Annotated in this window: 14 protein-coding genes; 1 reads left to right on the forward strand and 13 read right to left on the reverse strand. The window is 42.3% G+C overall.

Translation table 11 applies throughout. The features are described from left to right. The 11 genes from sps_RS22205 to sps_RS22250 form a co-directional block, all read right to left on the reverse strand. The gene (locus tag sps_RS22205) at positions 1-2,508 is read right to left on the reverse strand and encodes a hypothetical protein (RefSeq protein WP_077754474.1); all 2,508 of its coding nucleotides are present in this window, start codon (positions 2,506-2,508) and stop codon (positions 1-3) included. Then, a complete protein-coding gene (locus tag sps_RS22210; protein WP_077754475.1) occupies positions 2,498-3,373 on the reverse strand; it encodes a hypothetical protein in 876 nt (291 codons plus the stop codon). The genes sps_RS22205 and sps_RS22210 overlap by 11 nt, the downstream gene beginning before the upstream one ends. Next, positions 3,366-7,418 carry a baseplate J/gp47 family protein gene (locus sps_RS22215; RefSeq protein ID WP_169915873.1) on the reverse strand — a complete coding sequence of 1,351 codons (4,053 nt, stop codon included), beginning with the start codon at positions 7,416-7,418 and terminating at the stop codon, positions 3,366-3,368. Before sps_RS22215 ends, sps_RS22210 begins: the two co-directional genes overlap by 8 nt. Before the next feature lie 71 nt (positions 7,419-7,489). Then, a complete protein-coding gene (locus tag sps_RS22220) occupies positions 7,490-7,909 on the reverse strand; it encodes a GPW/gp25 family protein (RefSeq protein WP_218919604.1) in 420 nt (139 codons plus the stop codon). Positions 7,910-7,925: 16 nt separating this feature from the next. Then, positions 7,926-8,225 (reverse strand): PAAR domain-containing protein, encoded by a 300-nt coding sequence (locus sps_RS22225; protein ID WP_077754478.1) that lies wholly within the window; start codon positions 8,223-8,225, stop codon positions 7,926-7,928. Between the two features lie 10 nt (positions 8,226-8,235). Further along, positions 8,236-10,026: a type VI secretion system tip protein VgrG gene (gene vgrG / locus sps_RS22230; protein WP_077754479.1), complete on the reverse strand. Its 1,791-nt coding sequence runs from the start codon at positions 10,024-10,026 to the stop codon at positions 8,236-8,238. A 24-nt stretch (positions 10,027-10,050) separates the two neighbouring features. Continuing rightward, the gene (locus tag sps_RS22235; protein ID WP_077754480.1) at positions 10,051-10,692 is read right to left on the reverse strand and encodes a CIS tube protein; all 642 of its coding nucleotides are present in this window, start codon (positions 10,690-10,692) and stop codon (positions 10,051-10,053) included. Between the two features lie 8 nt (positions 10,693-10,700). After that, complete coding sequence (locus sps_RS28565; RefSeq protein ID WP_169915875.1) at positions 10,701-10,871, reverse strand: DUF5908 family protein; 171 nt, start codon at positions 10,869-10,871, stop codon at positions 10,701-10,703. A gap of 3 nt (positions 10,872-10,874) precedes the next feature. Continuing rightward, positions 10,875-11,348, reverse strand: coding sequence for a phage tail protein (locus tag sps_RS22240; RefSeq protein WP_077754481.1), 474 nt, complete (start codon positions 11,346-11,348; stop codon positions 10,875-10,877). Between the two features lie 73 nt (positions 11,349-11,421). Further along, on the reverse strand, positions 11,422-11,895 hold the full coding sequence (locus tag sps_RS22245) for a phage tail protein (RefSeq protein WP_077754482.1): 474 nt from the start codon (positions 11,893-11,895) through the stop codon (positions 11,422-11,424). Between the two features lie 48 nt (positions 11,896-11,943). Next, positions 11,944-12,648, reverse strand: coding sequence for a phage tail sheath family protein (locus sps_RS22250; protein WP_237157919.1), 705 nt, complete (start codon positions 12,646-12,648; stop codon positions 11,944-11,946). Between the two features lie 324 nt (positions 12,649-12,972). Between sps_RS22250 and sps_RS22255 the strand changes: the two genes are divergently transcribed. Further along, positions 12,973-14,100, forward strand: a complete 1,128-nt coding sequence (locus sps_RS22255) for an ISAs1 family transposase (protein WP_077751231.1) — start codon at positions 12,973-12,975, stop codon at positions 14,098-14,100. On the opposite strand, the gene sps_RS22260 is transcribed toward sps_RS22255, so the two are convergent. Both sps_RS22260 and sps_RS22265 read right to left on the reverse strand, forming a co-directional pair. Continuing rightward, complete coding sequence (locus tag sps_RS22260; protein WP_218919605.1) at positions 14,077-14,751, reverse strand: hypothetical protein; 675 nt, start codon at positions 14,749-14,751, stop codon at positions 14,077-14,079. The two genes, sps_RS22255 and sps_RS22260, sit on opposite strands and share 24 nt — an antisense overlap. Positions 14,752-14,794: 43 nt before the next feature. Next, the gene (locus tag sps_RS22265) at positions 14,795-15,937 is read right to left on the reverse strand and encodes an IS4 family transposase (RefSeq protein ID WP_077751384.1); all 1,143 of its coding nucleotides are present in this window, start codon (positions 15,935-15,937) and stop codon (positions 14,795-14,797) included. Between the last annotated feature and the right edge of the window lie 88 nt (positions 15,938-16,025).

Raw genomic sequence — 16,025 nt, forward strand, 5'->3', positions numbered from 1 at the left:
TCATCCCGGTTCATTGTCACGATAAGCTTGCAGTAAACTCAATAACGCCTCGGCACTACGCTGACACTCGTCAGTAGGGTGGTAGGCATCTCGCCTTAACTCTAACCACTGCATATAACACTGCTCAAATTCACAAAGCTGACCGAAATCAAGCCAAAAGCACTCTGCATAGATATGAGCAGGACATTGCTGTTGCACAACATTCTGTGCTCGTTGGCGATATCCAAGATCGGCACAACGAGCAGTAAAACCAGGGAAGATAATCGAGATTTGACATGAAATAGAATCATCATGTGATTCACTCTTATCCGCCACGCTCACAGTCATTGGCCGCAGTAATAGATGCTCAACCACATAGACACCCTCGCAGCTCCGATTCAGGTAGGCCAAATGTTCACACAGGATATTAGCCAGGCGGTTGACCTTGTTGGTGTTACAACTTGTGCCAATAAAGATAGGCTGCACCGAATCTTGCAGTTGCTCCGCGGTTAAGTCACAACGCTTTTGCTGCGTTAGATAAAGATCGTAGACAGATGTTCGCTCTCTTTTTATCAACTTATAGTTGTTGATATCGACGCCTTTTCTAAAAAAAGATTCGCCGATTACACCTTGCAACAAGGGCTGTAATCGCAACACCATCTTAGAGACTTTGTTTCTATCAACCGCCTGTCCAGTCTTCATTAAAGGAATCGACAGCAGTTGTTTCTCCATCGCATCATTGAGAATAACCTGATTGTGTAAGGGATAATTAGCCCGTTCAAACTCACTGTCACTGACAATTTCTAATGGCTCGCGTTTCACTAGGCTTGTGTAAGGCCATCGATTGATAGGCATGCCTAAGTGGTAGCTTAATCTATGTTGAAATCCACCAATATTACTGTCAAAAGTACGATAGCAGCGGTAATCAAATGCCCCTCCCCTGTCACGCCCCATCGCCACCACATCATTGAGATAGTGATACTTGCTCTCTAAAACCAACGCTTCTAAGGCATTAGGGCTGTCATAAAAATTAAACTGTCTTAAAATAGATTGATCTAACTCTTCACCATAAAGAGCTAGTAGGTAATCCAATACCCGCCCCTTTCTATCGTAGAAATGGTCGAACTCGGCCAAGATCGCATCAAATTTCTGTTGTTCTTTGGCTGGATAAATATCCTCTATTCCATGAAATGCATGTGAATCTAAGGTGTAAAACTGATAGCTGGAATTGCAATTCAGATCAATAGAGAATAACGATTTAATACTGCCGATATTCTTTGAAAAATTTGCCATAAACTGCTCGAACATCAGTAGATAGCCGCGTAGTTGATTCGCATTAGCTTTATCTTTTATGGCGGAAAACGCGCCAATACCATTCACACTTAAATTGTAACGACTAGGGAAATGTTGCTGGATGGATTGGTAGTCTTGTGTTTGGCGAAATTGTCCACGCGTCACTTGATATAAACTGCTAATTTCTTGGCGGGTATGACGCATCGAATATTGCTTAAACTGCCGATGCTCAAGATGTGTTGTAAACGTTTCAAAGTGCACATTGATTGATTGATGGTGCCGCGTTAAATTCACTAGCAACTCATCTTCAACACTAGGCATCTGTAACCAGGTTTTATCTCTTATCACCTGTTCTACGGACATCTCAGCTGACACACTACCACCAACATCGACTAATTTAAGCAGATCAATAGCCTCAATCTCTTTGATATTCCTCAATTCTGAGTAGAGTGATGCTAATGTCCTTTGTGCCTTATTTCCATCAAGAGTATCGAGCTGATAGCGACCATGCAATGCAATGGGTCCGGTTAAGATCTGCTCAATGCTTCGCCCCCCATTGAGCTGCTCTTCATAACTTTCAATCTTAAGTTCCCCCATGACCCAGCGATGACAAACTGAATAGATCTGCGCCAGCACAAATTCTGCTTCGCAATGATCCACCAATTGAATATCTGCGATGAGTTGATAGCCCTTGTCTTTGACGATCTCTATCTTGGCAACATCCTCAGCCAGGTTGCGGTTTTTGCTAAAAATGTGGGAAGCTTTATCAATGATTTTATTGGCCAAAGAGGGGCGAGACAGACATTTATGCTGCATCAAAGGTGTCAGCTGTAATTCAATGTTGTAAAGGCCGATGTAACCTGAACTAACGGGGCTTATCCACACCCTATCGACTTCATCAATCGAATCTAAAAGCAACTGTTGATAGTCTTCAATAGTGCATGCTCTAGCGGGCAGCACTTGTTCGGGCAACGCTAACGCTAACTGTTTAAAATTGAGTGAACCATCGACTTGGGCCAACATGTCTTCAGCAGAAAAATCAGTTTGATAATTAAGTTCTGTTAGCCCATAACAGAGCTGCTCAAGAATAGTCACTCCAGGATCATGTGCGTTATAATCAGTCCAGATCTCTCCTGAATACTTTTGCGCATACTCCATCGCTTCACGTCTTAAGCTATAAAAACTTAAGGGATCCTCGTTGGCTACATGTCTCGAAATACTTGCACTACTGCTCATGACTCACCTCTGCTTGGGCTTCATGGCATTCTTGCATATATTCGTCAGCCCACAGCTTGGTGATGTGGAAACATATATTCACCCCTCCCCCGTAATCTGTGTTTGACTTCACCTGCAGATAGTAGGGGCGATAGGCCGAACTGCCTTCTTTACTTTGTGGTGCATTAACCCAACGTATTGCCAGCTTATCTGACGAAGAAGAGTAGTAGGCGTGTTGGCACTTAATCGGCTTTTTGAAGGTAAACCAATTAAATAGATCGAACCATAATCGAGAGGGGTTGCAGGTGTTCATCGCAATCGCTCGCAACATGGCGTATCGACCAGTACGTTTAATCCCCACACCAGCCGTCACTTCAAAAGCCTGTACTCCCTCTAATACAGGAGTAATATTGTGCCATTGTCCATCGGCCTTCACTGTTCCAGGCCCATTTTGCTCCTCAAACGCATTACCGAGTCTGCCAGATGCCTGAATCATGCCGTTGACATCTAAAGCATGCATCGGCTTATCTTGATTAATGCCTAGCCGTCCATGGGGTGATATACAAAGTGCGCTAGGGGCTGGTTTACCCGAGACTTGTCCACTTGCTAGTGTCTGTTTCTCAGGGGCTTTAAACAGTAAACTATCTATCTCCTGATCGAATTTAATACTCCACAACACTTGCTCTGGTTCGCTGTCACGATAAAAGCTTAAAAGGTTAGCATTTTCCTCTAATGATGAAATTTTAAAACCTTCGTTAACCGATTTATCAAACCCCTTCTCCAAGGTATTTAAACAAGAATCAATCAAGTCAGAGAAATGCTCAGTTTGAGGTAACGCACCTTTTCTGAAGTAGTTTTTAAGGGTGCTCCTGTTACGTTTAGCCATCTTGTTGAGTTCCTTCTACACTCTGCTCTGTGCCCTCTTCACCACCGATAATGAAGTTCCCCCCCACTTCTAAATCATCAATCCCTGTTTGTTTGGCTTTAAGATCGATCTCTTCACTTATCAACTCGATGACTTGATGGCCATAAGGCATCAGCAGACACCAAGGCGAGCTAGGGGCTATATCTGTATTACTGGGGTCAATAGCATGTGCAGTAACGCTATCAGTCAGCTGAAAATAGGGCAGCGGCTGCTGTGTCCTCTTGATAATGTGTAAAGCTGACACCTCTGTGACAAATTTAATATAACTAAGCTGGCGTATATAAGAGTCAATATCTTTGGTTATCAACTGCCAACCAAAGCCACTATTGTTGGCAGACTCTCCCCAAGGACAGAGAAAATCACAGATATCTTTGTTTAATTGAGTGAGCATCTGGCCTGTATGCATCCCCGATAAAAACTTCACTGCACAGCGTACTTGAACACTCTCATATACCGGTCCCCTGACATCTATTTTGACAAATTGAGACGCATGTAATGAAATAAATGCCTGCACTCGGTTAAGCAAGTTTTGACTGATATTAAAGTCATCACACAACTGATGTTGGCAACCAATAACCTTAGGGCGAACGACAATTAATAAATGTCCAGGCTGCTTGCCCTGTTGGTTAAATATGCAGTTTGAAATACATTTAACTCGATCAATTTCAGCAAACTCTTGCAAAATTAAGTGCTCGTAATCCCAGCAACTCACCGCCCGATTTTTATGCCTAAGGCGCTCACTGACTCGCTGCTTAAAATCACGCTCATTCTCTTGAGCCTTACCACCAAAATGAGTCGCAACTTGTGTCACCTTTTCGAGTCCTGCCACCGAGTGCAGCGTTTTCCATTTAGCATTGCCTTGCTGAGCAATGCTTTGCTGTCCCCCTGAAAGTTGTCGTGTTGCTTTACCAGCGTGTGTTGTTATCGATAAACAACGCCCATAGCTAGACAGTGACTGGTTTGCACTCGCTCTTAGCCAAAACAATCCGGTGGGCATTACACTATTTTCAACATTTATCCCTTCAGGCAAAACAAATGTCATGATCCCTGAAGTCGTTAAACCAAATGTCGTATCAGACAGAATTTGTCGCTTTGATAAAGGTAACCAATTGTTATCAAATAGGTAAAACCACTGAACATCACTTTCTTTTTCACTTGAGTTTAGGCTGGCCTTTTCATCGAAATGGAAAAATAGTGTCAATACTTCAGTCAGTTTTAATGACTCAATACCAATAAATAAGTTGCCATCGAAAGCATATCGAGGAAACAAGTACTTAAGTTCAGGTTGCTGCTTATGTTTAGTAATTGGGTAGATTTGCTGGAAACCAAAGGGATGAATATGGGTCACACTATGCTGAGGAAGATTCTTTTTCTGATTTTGCGGATGAAGATGTATCACAGTATTAGCACGATAATTAACAGATAAACGACTCAACGAGGGAGTATAGGGCAGGTTTGGTAATGGTTTTGGCTTTTTGCTACGAGCATTTGCAACGAGAATATTTGTCAACAAAGTTGAGTATTGTTGATGCCCGAAAGCAATATCAGGCTCAGAAAGCTGGAGCTTAATAAAACCATTTCTACTCTTAAGGTTATAGTCAAATGCTTGCTTTTTAAGACTCGATCCAACAGGTTTAAAGGCATTAGCAACATTCGAACTAAGCACTTTAAAACTTTTTAGCCTATTGGTTTCGGTATTTTCATCAAAAAGTGTGATCGATTGCTGCGGATTAACTTTCAGCCAGCTACCATCCCTTAAGACCTCTAATTCCCCTTTAAAAGTGTCGTTACAAAATGGGAAGTCATAACCTGCATAGTAAGTTTTAAAACCATCGAGTTCGGAAGGTAAGTCACTCCAATTAAGATTGATTTCCAACTCAACAATTTGCTTTTGTGCCATCTCTTCACTGCCTAAAACCAGATAGCTAAATCGTGAAGGTTGCGCACCAAAGGGAACAAAGGTTTTCGCAGGGTCCACCCTCCCATGATTGTTATAGGCCACCAAATCTGTGATCCCTTTTACATCAACGTCGATTTCGATAGCACTTAAGATAAGACCGCGAAAAATAGAATAGGGAAAGAAGGTTGCTAGTGGTTTAATACCAAACTGAATCATCCCCTCATCACAGTGCCATTGATTGCCGTGAACCTCTGCATTAACAGAGGTTATAGGGGGTAAGTCTGGTGTTAAAGTAATAATAAATTGGAAACCATATGCACCATGTTCATCACCATCCACCTTCTGATTAAGAGGCTGAATACGGTAGCTTTTAGACTTCAACCATCCCTCTTCAGTAGAAAGCTTAATATCAAACATCTTCTCATACAGTTCATAAAAAGTGCGTAGCTGATCCTGACTCAACAAGCGTAATAACCTTTTAAGCCCAGAGGTTTCAGTAAACTGTTGTGATTTAACGTTTATTTGTTGGATATCAGCTTTACTCAACCAAGCGTTACGCTGATGCCGTCCAGATCGATTAAGGGTATGCCGGCTAAATAACCGCCCTAAGAGTCGATAAAAAAGTGCTTCATCTTGAGCCTCAACAAGCAATGATAATAGGTAGTTTTTATGGATTAAACTCTGCTGCTCTTCAGCACTAAGAAACATCTCTTTTTGCTGGTCTTCTGATAGGTTTTTTACTAAGTTATCTGTCGCTTTCTCACCATGATATAAACTGGGCTCTGCTTCGAGTAGATGGGCAAACATAGTCAGGATACAATCTAGTTTTTCAACATCTGTAGCGGCTGTATTTAACAGATAAAGTGAGTGTGATGGAATGGCGTGAGGCTCAGCTAATGCTATGGTTATACATAACTCTCTATGCCCCTCTTGCAAATTGAGTATCGGTGCTGCGACGGCAAAGCCTAACGCGGCTAGCGATGCACTCTTGCTACCAAATCGCCCATTAGCACCAAAAGTCGTAAAGTCACAATTAGCGTTATCTTCAAACTTGAGTTGGTTTTGAGTCACCTGAGTCACGTAGTGCAACTCGTTTTCTGGAGAAATAAGTGAGTCACGGTGTAGGTAAAGGTTGAATACCGATTTAACTTGAGCATCGCTAAGCGAAAGATCATCATCTAAGTGGAAAATAACATCATGCTGATTACTGTCTTTGCCGTAGCTAAACTCAGTCCCCTTTTTAATCTGTACTGCCCGTCTAAGCCCTTTTGTCGGAGTAAACAGTAAATATGCTGATTCTGGCGAACTCGGGGCTGGCTCAAATTTTAATATTTTTCGATAATAAAGATCCAAATGTCGCATCGTGAATCGGTTTAAGTGTTGTTGGCTATGACGATATATCTGCAAAAATGCCATAAACAGACCCATAGATGGATCATGATCCGAACGTTTCTCTAGCGCTAGGGTATAGACTCCGACCCCCATCTGTAGATAGCGAACCACATTAATGACGTTAGAAAAGTTTTGTTGTAGCTGCGGGATCACTTGGTTCGTATCCAGCTGAGAATTATTTGGTCGCCATTGAGAAACAATCTCTCCCCATATGTGATCAAACAGCCTGATTTTTTGCTCTGTCAGCAGTTGCTGTTCTGGTGTTAAAAACGCTACAAGCCCTTGCAACTGCTGTAGACATGACTGTAATTTCTTATCTACTGCTGCTGATATCTTTAAGCAGAACTCAAAAGCAGCTTCACTGTCTGACAGTTTTAGCTGTTGATACCAAAGATTAATGTTAGAAAGCAAACTTAGAATCGTCATTACAGCAGTTTGTGGGTCTTGTTTTAAATTCTCTTCAAACTCTATAGATATTCGATCGCACTCCATGTTTTTCAACATGGCCATCATTGCCAACTCACTGGCACAAAACATGGGCTCCCACGTACCAGCTTGATTATTTTGGTGATCATAAAAATGCAACTGAGAAGCCAGTTTCTTAGCAAACACTAGCAGGGTTTCAAACGACATCTCATCAACATTAAAATGCCCAGCGACCAGTGCATCAGCCAAGCGTAATGCCTGTTTGCTTTCAGGCAATAAGCGCGTCATTTCATTCCCCATAGTGAGTTTCCAAACGGCACTGAAGAGGGTGACCTTTACTACATTGCATCCTAGCAGATTTAAAGATCAACTAAAGTTCCCTCCAAAATATAGAATGGATAAACCATATTACGCCTGGCATTCGTCGTGATCACCGTGAAACTCAAGTCAATATCAAGGCGCCCTTCCAAAGCATTGTCTGTGCCTATTTCAATCAGTTCTACATTAATTCTGGGCTCAAAATACAGCAGTGAACGGCTTATTAAGTGCACTAGTTTGGCAATTGTGGCCTGATTGATTTCCTCAAAAACCATTTTTTTGATACCACAACCAAACAAAGGATCCATCACTCGCTCTCCCGGTGAGGTAGACAAAATGATGTGTATGCTTTGTTCAATATCTTCTTCAGCAGAAACCATCTCAACCGATCTTTCAGTTGCCATAAACTTGGGTGGAAAGCACCATCCTGTGCCTAAAAATGATCGTTCTACACTCATCATTACTCTCCTTTGTTCGCTATCCACCTATCATTACCGTCAATGCACCTAGAACAATACTGCCTCCATGTACTGTGGTATCTCCCATTCTGGCTGCGGGTTTTCCACTGATCATCACAGTTGCCGACCCTTTTGCCACAGTGTCTGGCGGTCCCACACAGACACAACTATCACCAACTACACTAGCTGGCAGTTTTTGTATCAATACTGTTGGAACACCGGGTCCAATAACTGGACCACCGACATGAGGGATCGGCGGCAGTCCTGGTGTCACCATAGGACAAACATGCATATCAGTAATCCTTGCTGCAGGTGGCATCTATGACTCCTTAGTTAATCATCACCATGGCACCCTTGATTGTGGTCTGCCCAGACGCAGACAACTCTGCAGACGCACTCCCTTGTGCCACAAACCCAACTTGAGCGGTTTGATTAATGTTTAAACCCGCCAGTTTTAAATCTGCATTTGAACTTAAACTCATCTCCCCTACCGCACTTAATGTCATCTTGCCCTTAGCACTGATGCTGATATCTTTGGGGCTGTCTAACGTGATACCGCTGCTGTTCAACTCAAGCTTATTACTGTTTTGGTCTTCTAAAATGATCGACTTATCTTTATCGCTTATCACCACCTTATTCTCGCCAGGTGTGATAATGGTGATCACTTTATCTTCTTCATTAAACTCAATTTTCAGCTTACTTTTAGTGATAATAGCCTTAGTATTATTTTCAGCAGTAAGATCGTAAGCAGGCTTACGCTTGCTGCTATATAAACTGCCTAATATCACTGGCTCACTGGGATTATTGTTGAAATAACCTAGAGCCACTTCATCACCAATTTCTGGTATAAAAAAATTGCCAATGTCCTCTGATGCATAAAAGGTTGCAAGCCGAGCCCACACTCCTTCTGTAGATGCTTGTAAGACAGGCACTTGTACCTGTATTCGGTTTTGACCACTTGGATCACCGTCTAATTTCATCACCACACCAATCTGAAGCCCTTCAACAGCGGGTAATAATCCACTTGCGGGCGGTGCCGATATATCACGATGCTCGCTAGACCAATGTGGTGACATACCAAAATCTATATCAGTTAACCACTGTCCATTAACCAGTTCATGATGAACGCGGCTAACGTAGACTAAGCCGTTAAAACGACTCCCCACTCCCGCAATCTCAATCAAACTGCCAATTTTGGCTGTTGCACTCCCTTGAAACTTCATTTTTCCCTGGATGCGCGCGAGTGCTGACTTTACCTGCTGACCTTTGGCCCAAGCTTTTAAGGATGCTGAATCTAAAGTATTGGAGGTTTGTAGGCGAAAATTATTAATTGAAAGCGTGGCAGCGAGATCGCTACTGGATAGATCCCCCTGCTTGTTTAAAGTTTGTGGCTCTACCTGCTCCTGCTGGATCTTTTGTGTGGCGGGATCCCAGCATACTCCGTTAACTGAACTGAGCTGATATCTAGCATCGAGATTAGCCGAAAAATCGATAAGATCTTCTCCGTAAGTTACCGTTAACTCACCATTCCCTGTCACTTGAGGTTCACCGATTGTCAGCTTTCCAGCATCGACACAGATAACATAGCCATTGGCTTCTGCCCTTGAGAGTACAAAGTCCCAGTCGGTACAATTAAACTGAACAAGTTCATTATATTGTGATGATGTAGTACTGACCGACTTATCGAGCCCAGAGTAGGTACCGATAATATCCTCAATGATCTGACTATCAGTTTTACTCGTGTAATTTGCGCTAGTGCGTGCGATGGTCATAGCCACACACTTATCTTTGCACTCGATCACCAATGACGAGTCATTGTTCATGCCAATAGATATCCCTATCCCAATCACTATTCCACTAAAAATTAGGGTTTCACTGCTGGCATATCCCGCCTTAATTTCAATACTGGTTCCAGGTTTAAAACATGACTCTGTACTTAGTGGAAAATCTTTGCCTGGCATATCTCCATCGCTGACGATAATGCGTGCAGATGGCACTCGATTTACTTCAGATATCACCTCTATCAGCAACACATTAACGCTATCTTTTAACGCTGTGCCGTCAGCGGTAATACTGTATTTGATCACGCCATCGCTGTTGCTTAAAGGAGATGCTGCCATATACCTATGCCCCGTCGACTACAGTTAATTTAATGGAGGAAATAGTAATTTAGTCCCAGGCTTGATGACCCTAAAACTGTCTAAATTGTTAAACCTTGCAACTTGCATATAATAAGAGCCGTCTTCATAGACCTGCTGACATAACAAAGGCAGAGTGTCACCCGATTTAAATTCAATCACATGAGTCAAATCTGGAGATGACCGTTTTGACTGTAATGCCTCCTCTTTATTGGTCATAAAACCTGAAAATGCCAGGCTTATCTTTGCTCTTAGCGGTGTTCCATCCGGCTTAAAAAGTACATATTCCACTTTAAAACTGGTCAATCGGCACACGAAATAAAGGGTGCCCCAGATAACATTTACAACATTAGGCTCATGCTTTTTACCGATGTAGTCATAGACGATTTTCTTAAGGTCACTGACCTGCTTACTGACATCGATAGCCTTTGTGGTTTTAATGACTCCTGTACCATCGAGCACAGTAGTAAAATCAATAGATTCAGCCTCATAGCCTGCAAACTTACTTTCGCTCGAAAATATTCCTAACGCCTTGCTTTTCTTATCATCATATTTAATCGTGTAATTATGATTAAAGTTTGAAGGATTCAACATCACCTCAAACTTGGTCGATCCATCTTCGGTTTCAATAGTGAGTTTTTTAGCCATGGTTCTCCCTAACGCTCGCGAGTTTCACTACGATTACGTTTGATCATCCCCAAGCAACTTTTTAGCAATTGCTCTTTATGCTGGCATAATTCAGATTCATCAATCAGCTCCAGCTGCTCACTTTTATCGCTGCTGACTACATGTGACTTAATCACTAGTTGCTTAACTTCTACTGACATAAACTACATCACCCTATTTGAATACTGATAACACAACTCTATCTCTTCAATTGCCACCTCATTCTTAGTTGAATGAAAACTGTCGACCTTCCAATTTACAGGGTAGGCTTGAAAAAAATTCCAGCTGCGGATCACAGTGCCCTTTTCTCCTAAGAGATGAACCGATAGATCTTTAGGTTCGAGAGCTTGCTTGAAATCACCATCAAAAAATGTTTTACACCACTTAATCAAGAATGAATCAAGCTTGGTAAGACCGCGTTTCAGAGTTAAATTACTGTGCTTTACTGATTTAGGTAGATGATAAACAAAGCGGTTCTCGCCCCCTTCTACATAATCCTCAGTCTCGACTTGAGAGCCAATACCACCAATCTCCTGAAACGAAGTATCAGAACTGTTTTTAGCACCGTGAAATGCGACCTTAAAATAGAACGCAGGTACAGGCCAAATAGCACTATCTTGCTTTGAGCCGTCTGACATAGCCTTCTCTTAATTACCTATGTTTAAAACAACCAGCACGCGATATGTATATCGTGTGCTGGGTTAACCAAACTTACTTATTCGCTATTGCTAACCCTTCATGAGCAAGTTCGATGGTTTCAACAGCAACTTCATTACCATCAGACTTAAGATCAGTACCTGTGATCTTTGTTGGCCAGGCATTGGACAGAGTCCACACCATAGTCGGAGCACCAGTTTCATCCAACAGACTGATAGTTACAGCCGTACGTGCAACTGTGTTCATCTTGATCTTTGCGTACCAGTCATAGAATTTATTATCTTTAGCAAAAACCCCCTTCTTGAGAGTGACATTGCTCGACTTAACTATTCCCGGCATCTTGATGGTTGAAAAAACCTTATTATCACCAGCACGATACTCAATCACCTGGGCTTCAACATCTAACCCTGAAACTTCTTGAAAAGATGAAACCATCCCTTCGCCCGCTCCACCTGCCCACTTAACTTCAAAATAAAACTTGGACATTGGCCATACATTGGCCGACTGTTTTGAACCGTCATCTGACATTGCGTTCTCCTTAACTTTTCATCTTTAATTGGAAGCTATTTACGGCGACTATGACTTCTGCATCTGTTGCTGGAAGGTGATTTCAATAAATTCAGCAGGGCGAGTCACGGCCACTAACACAGTGATTCTGAGTATCCCCTCTAAAATATCTTCACTCGTCATGGTACTTCCTAATCCAACACTGACATTGAACGCGTCGGCTGGAGAAGCACCAGCCAAGCCTCCTCGCTTCCAAATGCCAGTTAGAAAGTTAGTGATCATGCTATCCATAGTGACCCATGTGTTGGCCGTATTGGGCTCGAATACATACGCTTTAGAAGCAAGACGAATCGACTCTTCCAGCATGATTAGCGTTCTTCTCACACTGACATAGCGCCAATCTAGACTATTCCCATCTAAAGTTCTGGCGCCCCAAACTAAAGTACCTTCTCCAGTAAATGTGCGTATCGCATTGATAGATTTACCTTGGGTGGTGACGTTGAGATCTTCTTGCTCATCGTGAGAAATGTTCACTGCGGGTGAAATCACGGCGTTGAGACTGACATTGGCAGGGGCTTTCCATACACCACGAGCGTTATCAACCATGGTGTATATCCCCGCCATCGCAGACGAAGGAGGAAGTAGGTTCAATTTACCTTTGATATCTAACAGAATATTGCCATACATCAGGCTCATTGATGTCAGCGTTTTATGCAGCAGATGCTTTTGTGCATCTCCATCAACGGTAGCAATGGTTTCAACCTCTGCTAGCATTTGATCTCTCTTTGCCGCTCTTAATTTATTACCAGGCGTGGCAAGATCATCATCACTCAATCCATCAAGGTCAGTGAAACCTGTAGCAACTTCTTGTTTTAACAGATCTGTCAGTACATCAATGTTTGAAATGTTTGCATAGCTGAGGTCACTATCTTGAACGATAGTTGTATTTAACCAAGGGTAGTAAGCGGCCGAATAATCAAGATAGTTGATACCTAATTTAGACAGGGTCAGATCGTGAACGTTATTTGAGCCGTTTCAGCAAAATATTGACCTGATCAAGTGCTTGTGATCTTATACTCCTTTTTAAGGAGTCTCATTATGTATATTGAATCATTCAAAGAGCATTTTGGCGCGATTGACGACCACCGCCAAAGTGCAAAAATCACCTATCCATTGTTCGATATATTGTTCGGTTCTCTTTGCGCTGTTATTGCAGGTTCGAATGGTTGGTTCGATATCCGAGAATACATTCTTGGTCACCACCATTGGTTCAAAACGCAAAAAATGTTTACAGGCGGGATCCCTACTGACGATACAATTGCTAGAACAATTTCTGTGATTAATCCTGATAGTTTTAACGAGTGTTTTCTAGCATGGATGCAATCGGTTCACCAGCTAACTAATGGGGAAGTCATTGCGATTGATGGAAAAACGCTACGCGGCTCATATAATCGTGATGACCGAAACAGCACTATTCATATGATAAGTGCTTATGCTTCAGCAAATAAGCTGGTACTTGGTCAATTAAAATCAGACCAAAAAAGTAATGAAATTACGGCAATCCCAGAGCTTTTAAAAATGCTAGATCTACGCGGAGCGCTAGTGACAATCGATGCTATGGGCTGTCAAACGGCTATTGCTAAAGCGATCATCGACAAAGGTGGTGATTACCTACTGGCTGTAAAAAGCAATCAAGGCCACTTAGCTAAAGCGGTAAATCAAGCTTTTAGTCAGCATCGTTCAGCAGGCTTAAGTAATGATGATTTCAATATAGAAACAGGCCATGGTCGTATTGAAAATCGAACGTGCTATGTTTTAAATTCGGCTGAACTCGAAGGTGATTTCTCACGCTGGGAAGCACTCAAATGCATTGTTATGGTTGAAAGTTTTAGGGCGGTTAAAGGTAAGGCGATAAGCCTTGAATATCGTTACTATATTAGTTCGAAAGAGTTATCAGCAGAGCAAGCCTTAAGTGCTACTCGTGAACATTGGGGTATCGAGTCAATGCACTGGGTCTTGGATGTCAACATGAACGAAGATACATGCCAGATATACAAAAATAACGGCGCTGAAAATCTAGCTTACTTGAGGCATATGGCTCTCAACATGCTTAGAAAAGAACCGACCAAACTCAGCATCGTTGGTAAACAAAAGCGCTGCTTAATGAATCCTCAACATCTAGAGAAAGTTTTACTCGCTGGATTATGTAGCTCGACTAAAAAATAAACACTCATGCGGTCGCCCTGCTAATTTAGAGCGGAAGTTATCAATACAATCACCATCAGGGTCTTGCCTATCTTTAAAGCCATTCCATACATCTAAGATAGTGACACGATTTCTCATAACTCCGCCGCAGTGGGCTAAAGCAGCTTGCTGAACACTAATGCAGTCATCTTCAGCTAACAACATCGCCTCAGGAATCACTACCATAGTGGGTTCTTGCTCCTTGATTAAAGGAGTTATTCCAGCCGATAGTTTAGCGGCCTCAACATCATTATTGTACTTACCGACAGAGACGATATAACAAGGTCCGCCACCATTTTGAAAAAACAACATCATGCTGAAATAGAGTAGATATTTAGTGTTAGATTGATCCGCGGTGTACTCTTTCCCACCGATAATAAATGCCGCATCTTCGGTAGAGTCTTCTGCTTTTTCTGCGATCTCAAATTCTGGTATCGGTGCATCGCCATAATAACTACGAAACTCGGCCATAGAAGTGATTCTCCACGGCTTGTTTAGTAAGCTTTTTCCACCATTTTCAGCCTTCTCGGTATAACCGATAAAGGCTGGTACAGCGGTGGCTACCTCAACCACTGAGTTTGGAAATGCATTTTTCTCAACTATATACACACCAGGTGTTTTCATCACGCCCATAATCTATTCCTTTAAAGCTTAGAGATCCCCTCATTTTTCAATTTTAAATAATCCCGAAAATTGAACGGTAAATAGGCTGGTTTTTAAGGTAACGATAAAAATTATCCATTAGAGGTTCTGCCCACTCTTCTCGCATCGTGGGTAACAGTTCATAGTAAATACAACCTTGGCGAAACAGAGAGTATGAGCGAGTTTTACTGGTATTTGCCTTTATTGTCTTTTCCAAGTCAGCATCCTCGCCCGCTTTTCCTAGTAGCGTCAGCAAGCCTATCGCCAAGGCGCTTAGCAAAAACAACCGGTCTCTACGTACCGGGGAACGCGTGTAGGTGGCACTCATCCCCATGCCAAAACGATAGTCTTTAATGTCACGAAAAGTCGTCTCTATCCCCCAACGTTTCCCATATAAAGTCAACATCTTGCTACTCACTAGGTCACGTCGACTTGATGCTAAATACCAAGCTTCTTTCATGCCTTTTTTCTTGGTGCAAATGACCCGAGCGACTGCTTGCTTATTACCCGTTATTTGAACGTCCTTAAGGGTTCTTGTTATGCCGCTGGGTAATAGCCAGTCCTTTACTGGAAACAGCTCTCCTACCGCATCGGTGACTTTGATATTAGCCTTAATTCTAATGATGAAGTCAAAACCCAGCTCATGTTCAATGAAGTTAAATAGTGCCGTATCACTAAAGCCTCTATCAGCAACAATTGTCACTTTAACATCCTCTGCAACGATCGACCTTAACTTAACCAACAACTCATCTTCATGGTTGTTTCTATTACCTTTTAAAGCATGTTTACGATGGGTTTTCCATAGCAGTGGCGTGTTACGTCCATGGGTTGTTTGCATACTCAGTACGATGGTTGAATGGTCGTCTGAATCAAATTCAGTCCAATCGAGAGAGACCACTATCTCTTTGCGTGCACCGATAATATAAGGCCCCCAGGAGTCCAGTAATTGCCAGACGTTTAACTTTGTATTACTGAGTAATCGGTCTACTTGTTTAATAGCAGACTTACGCTTAAGTTTATTGGCTTGGGCTAAGCCAGCGCCAATGGCATGAATAGCGAGTGACCCCTTTTCAATCACTCCGTGAGCGGCATTAGCAAGTGAGGTGACCCTTTTAGCATGCATGTCATGGCCAAAGAGTTCATCGATGTGATTATGAATAAGGGCTTTATTTATCATGTTATAAATTTTAGAACATAGAGTGATTTGGCTTATTATACTCTGGAAGCCTTGCTGCCTCTGGTTATTATGAGGGGATGCTTAAGCC

Origin of the sequence: Shewanella psychrophila, from assembly GCF_002005305.1 — a bacterium.
Taxonomy (GTDB): Bacteria; Pseudomonadota; Gammaproteobacteria; order Enterobacterales; family Shewanellaceae; genus Shewanella; species Shewanella psychrophila.

What these genes read in the sequence shown, in the direction of transcription:
- sps_RS22220 (WP_218919604.1), bottom strand. Translation starts at nt 7,909, where the DNA reads ATGATGAGTGTAGAACGATCATTTTTAGGCACAGGATGGTGCTTTCCA.
- sps_RS22265 (WP_077751384.1), bottom strand. Translation starts at nt 15,937, where the DNA reads ATGATAAATAAAGCCCTTATTCATAATCACATCGATGAACTCTTTGGC.
- sps_RS22245 (WP_077754482.1), bottom strand. Translation starts at nt 11,895, where the DNA reads ATGTCAGATGACGGTTCAAAACAGTCGGCCAATGTATGGCCAATGTCC.
- sps_RS22250 (WP_237157919.1), bottom strand. Translation starts at nt 12,648, where the DNA reads ATGCTAGCAGAGGTTGAAACCATTGCTACCGTTGATGGAGATGCACAA.
- sps_RS22260 (WP_218919605.1), bottom strand. Translation starts at nt 14,751, where the DNA reads ATGGGCGTGATGAAAACACCTGGTGTGTATATAGTTGAGAAAAATGCA.
- sps_RS22205 (WP_077754474.1), bottom strand. Translation starts at nt 2,508, where the DNA reads ATGAGCAGTAGTGCAAGTATTTCGAGACATGTAGCCAACGAGGATCCC.
- sps_RS22240 (WP_077754481.1), bottom strand. Translation starts at nt 11,348, where the DNA reads ATGTCAGACGGCTCAAAGCAAGATAGTGCTATTTGGCCTGTACCTGCG.
- sps_RS22255 (WP_077751231.1), top strand. Translation starts at nt 12,973, where the DNA reads ATGTATATTGAATCATTCAAAGAGCATTTTGGCGCGATTGACGACCAC.
- sps_RS22225 (WP_077754478.1), bottom strand. Translation starts at nt 8,225, where the DNA reads ATGCCACCTGCAGCAAGGATTACTGATATGCATGTTTGTCCTATGGTG.
- sps_RS22215 (WP_169915873.1), bottom strand. Translation starts at nt 7,418, where the DNA reads ATGACGCGCTTATTGCCTGAAAGCAAACAGGCATTACGCTTGGCTGAT.
- sps_RS22210 (WP_077754475.1), bottom strand. Translation starts at nt 3,373, where the DNA reads ATGGCTAAACGTAACAGGAGCACCCTTAAAAACTACTTCAGAAAAGGT.
- sps_RS28565 (WP_169915875.1), bottom strand. Translation starts at nt 10,871, where the DNA reads ATGTCAGTAGAAGTTAAGCAACTAGTGATTAAGTCACATGTAGTCAGC.
- vgrG (WP_077754479.1), bottom strand. Translation starts at nt 10,026, where the DNA reads ATGGCAGCATCTCCTTTAAGCAACAGCGATGGCGTGATCAAATACAGT.
- sps_RS22235 (WP_077754480.1), bottom strand. Translation starts at nt 10,692, where the DNA reads ATGGCTAAAAAACTCACTATTGAAACCGAAGATGGATCGACCAAGTTT.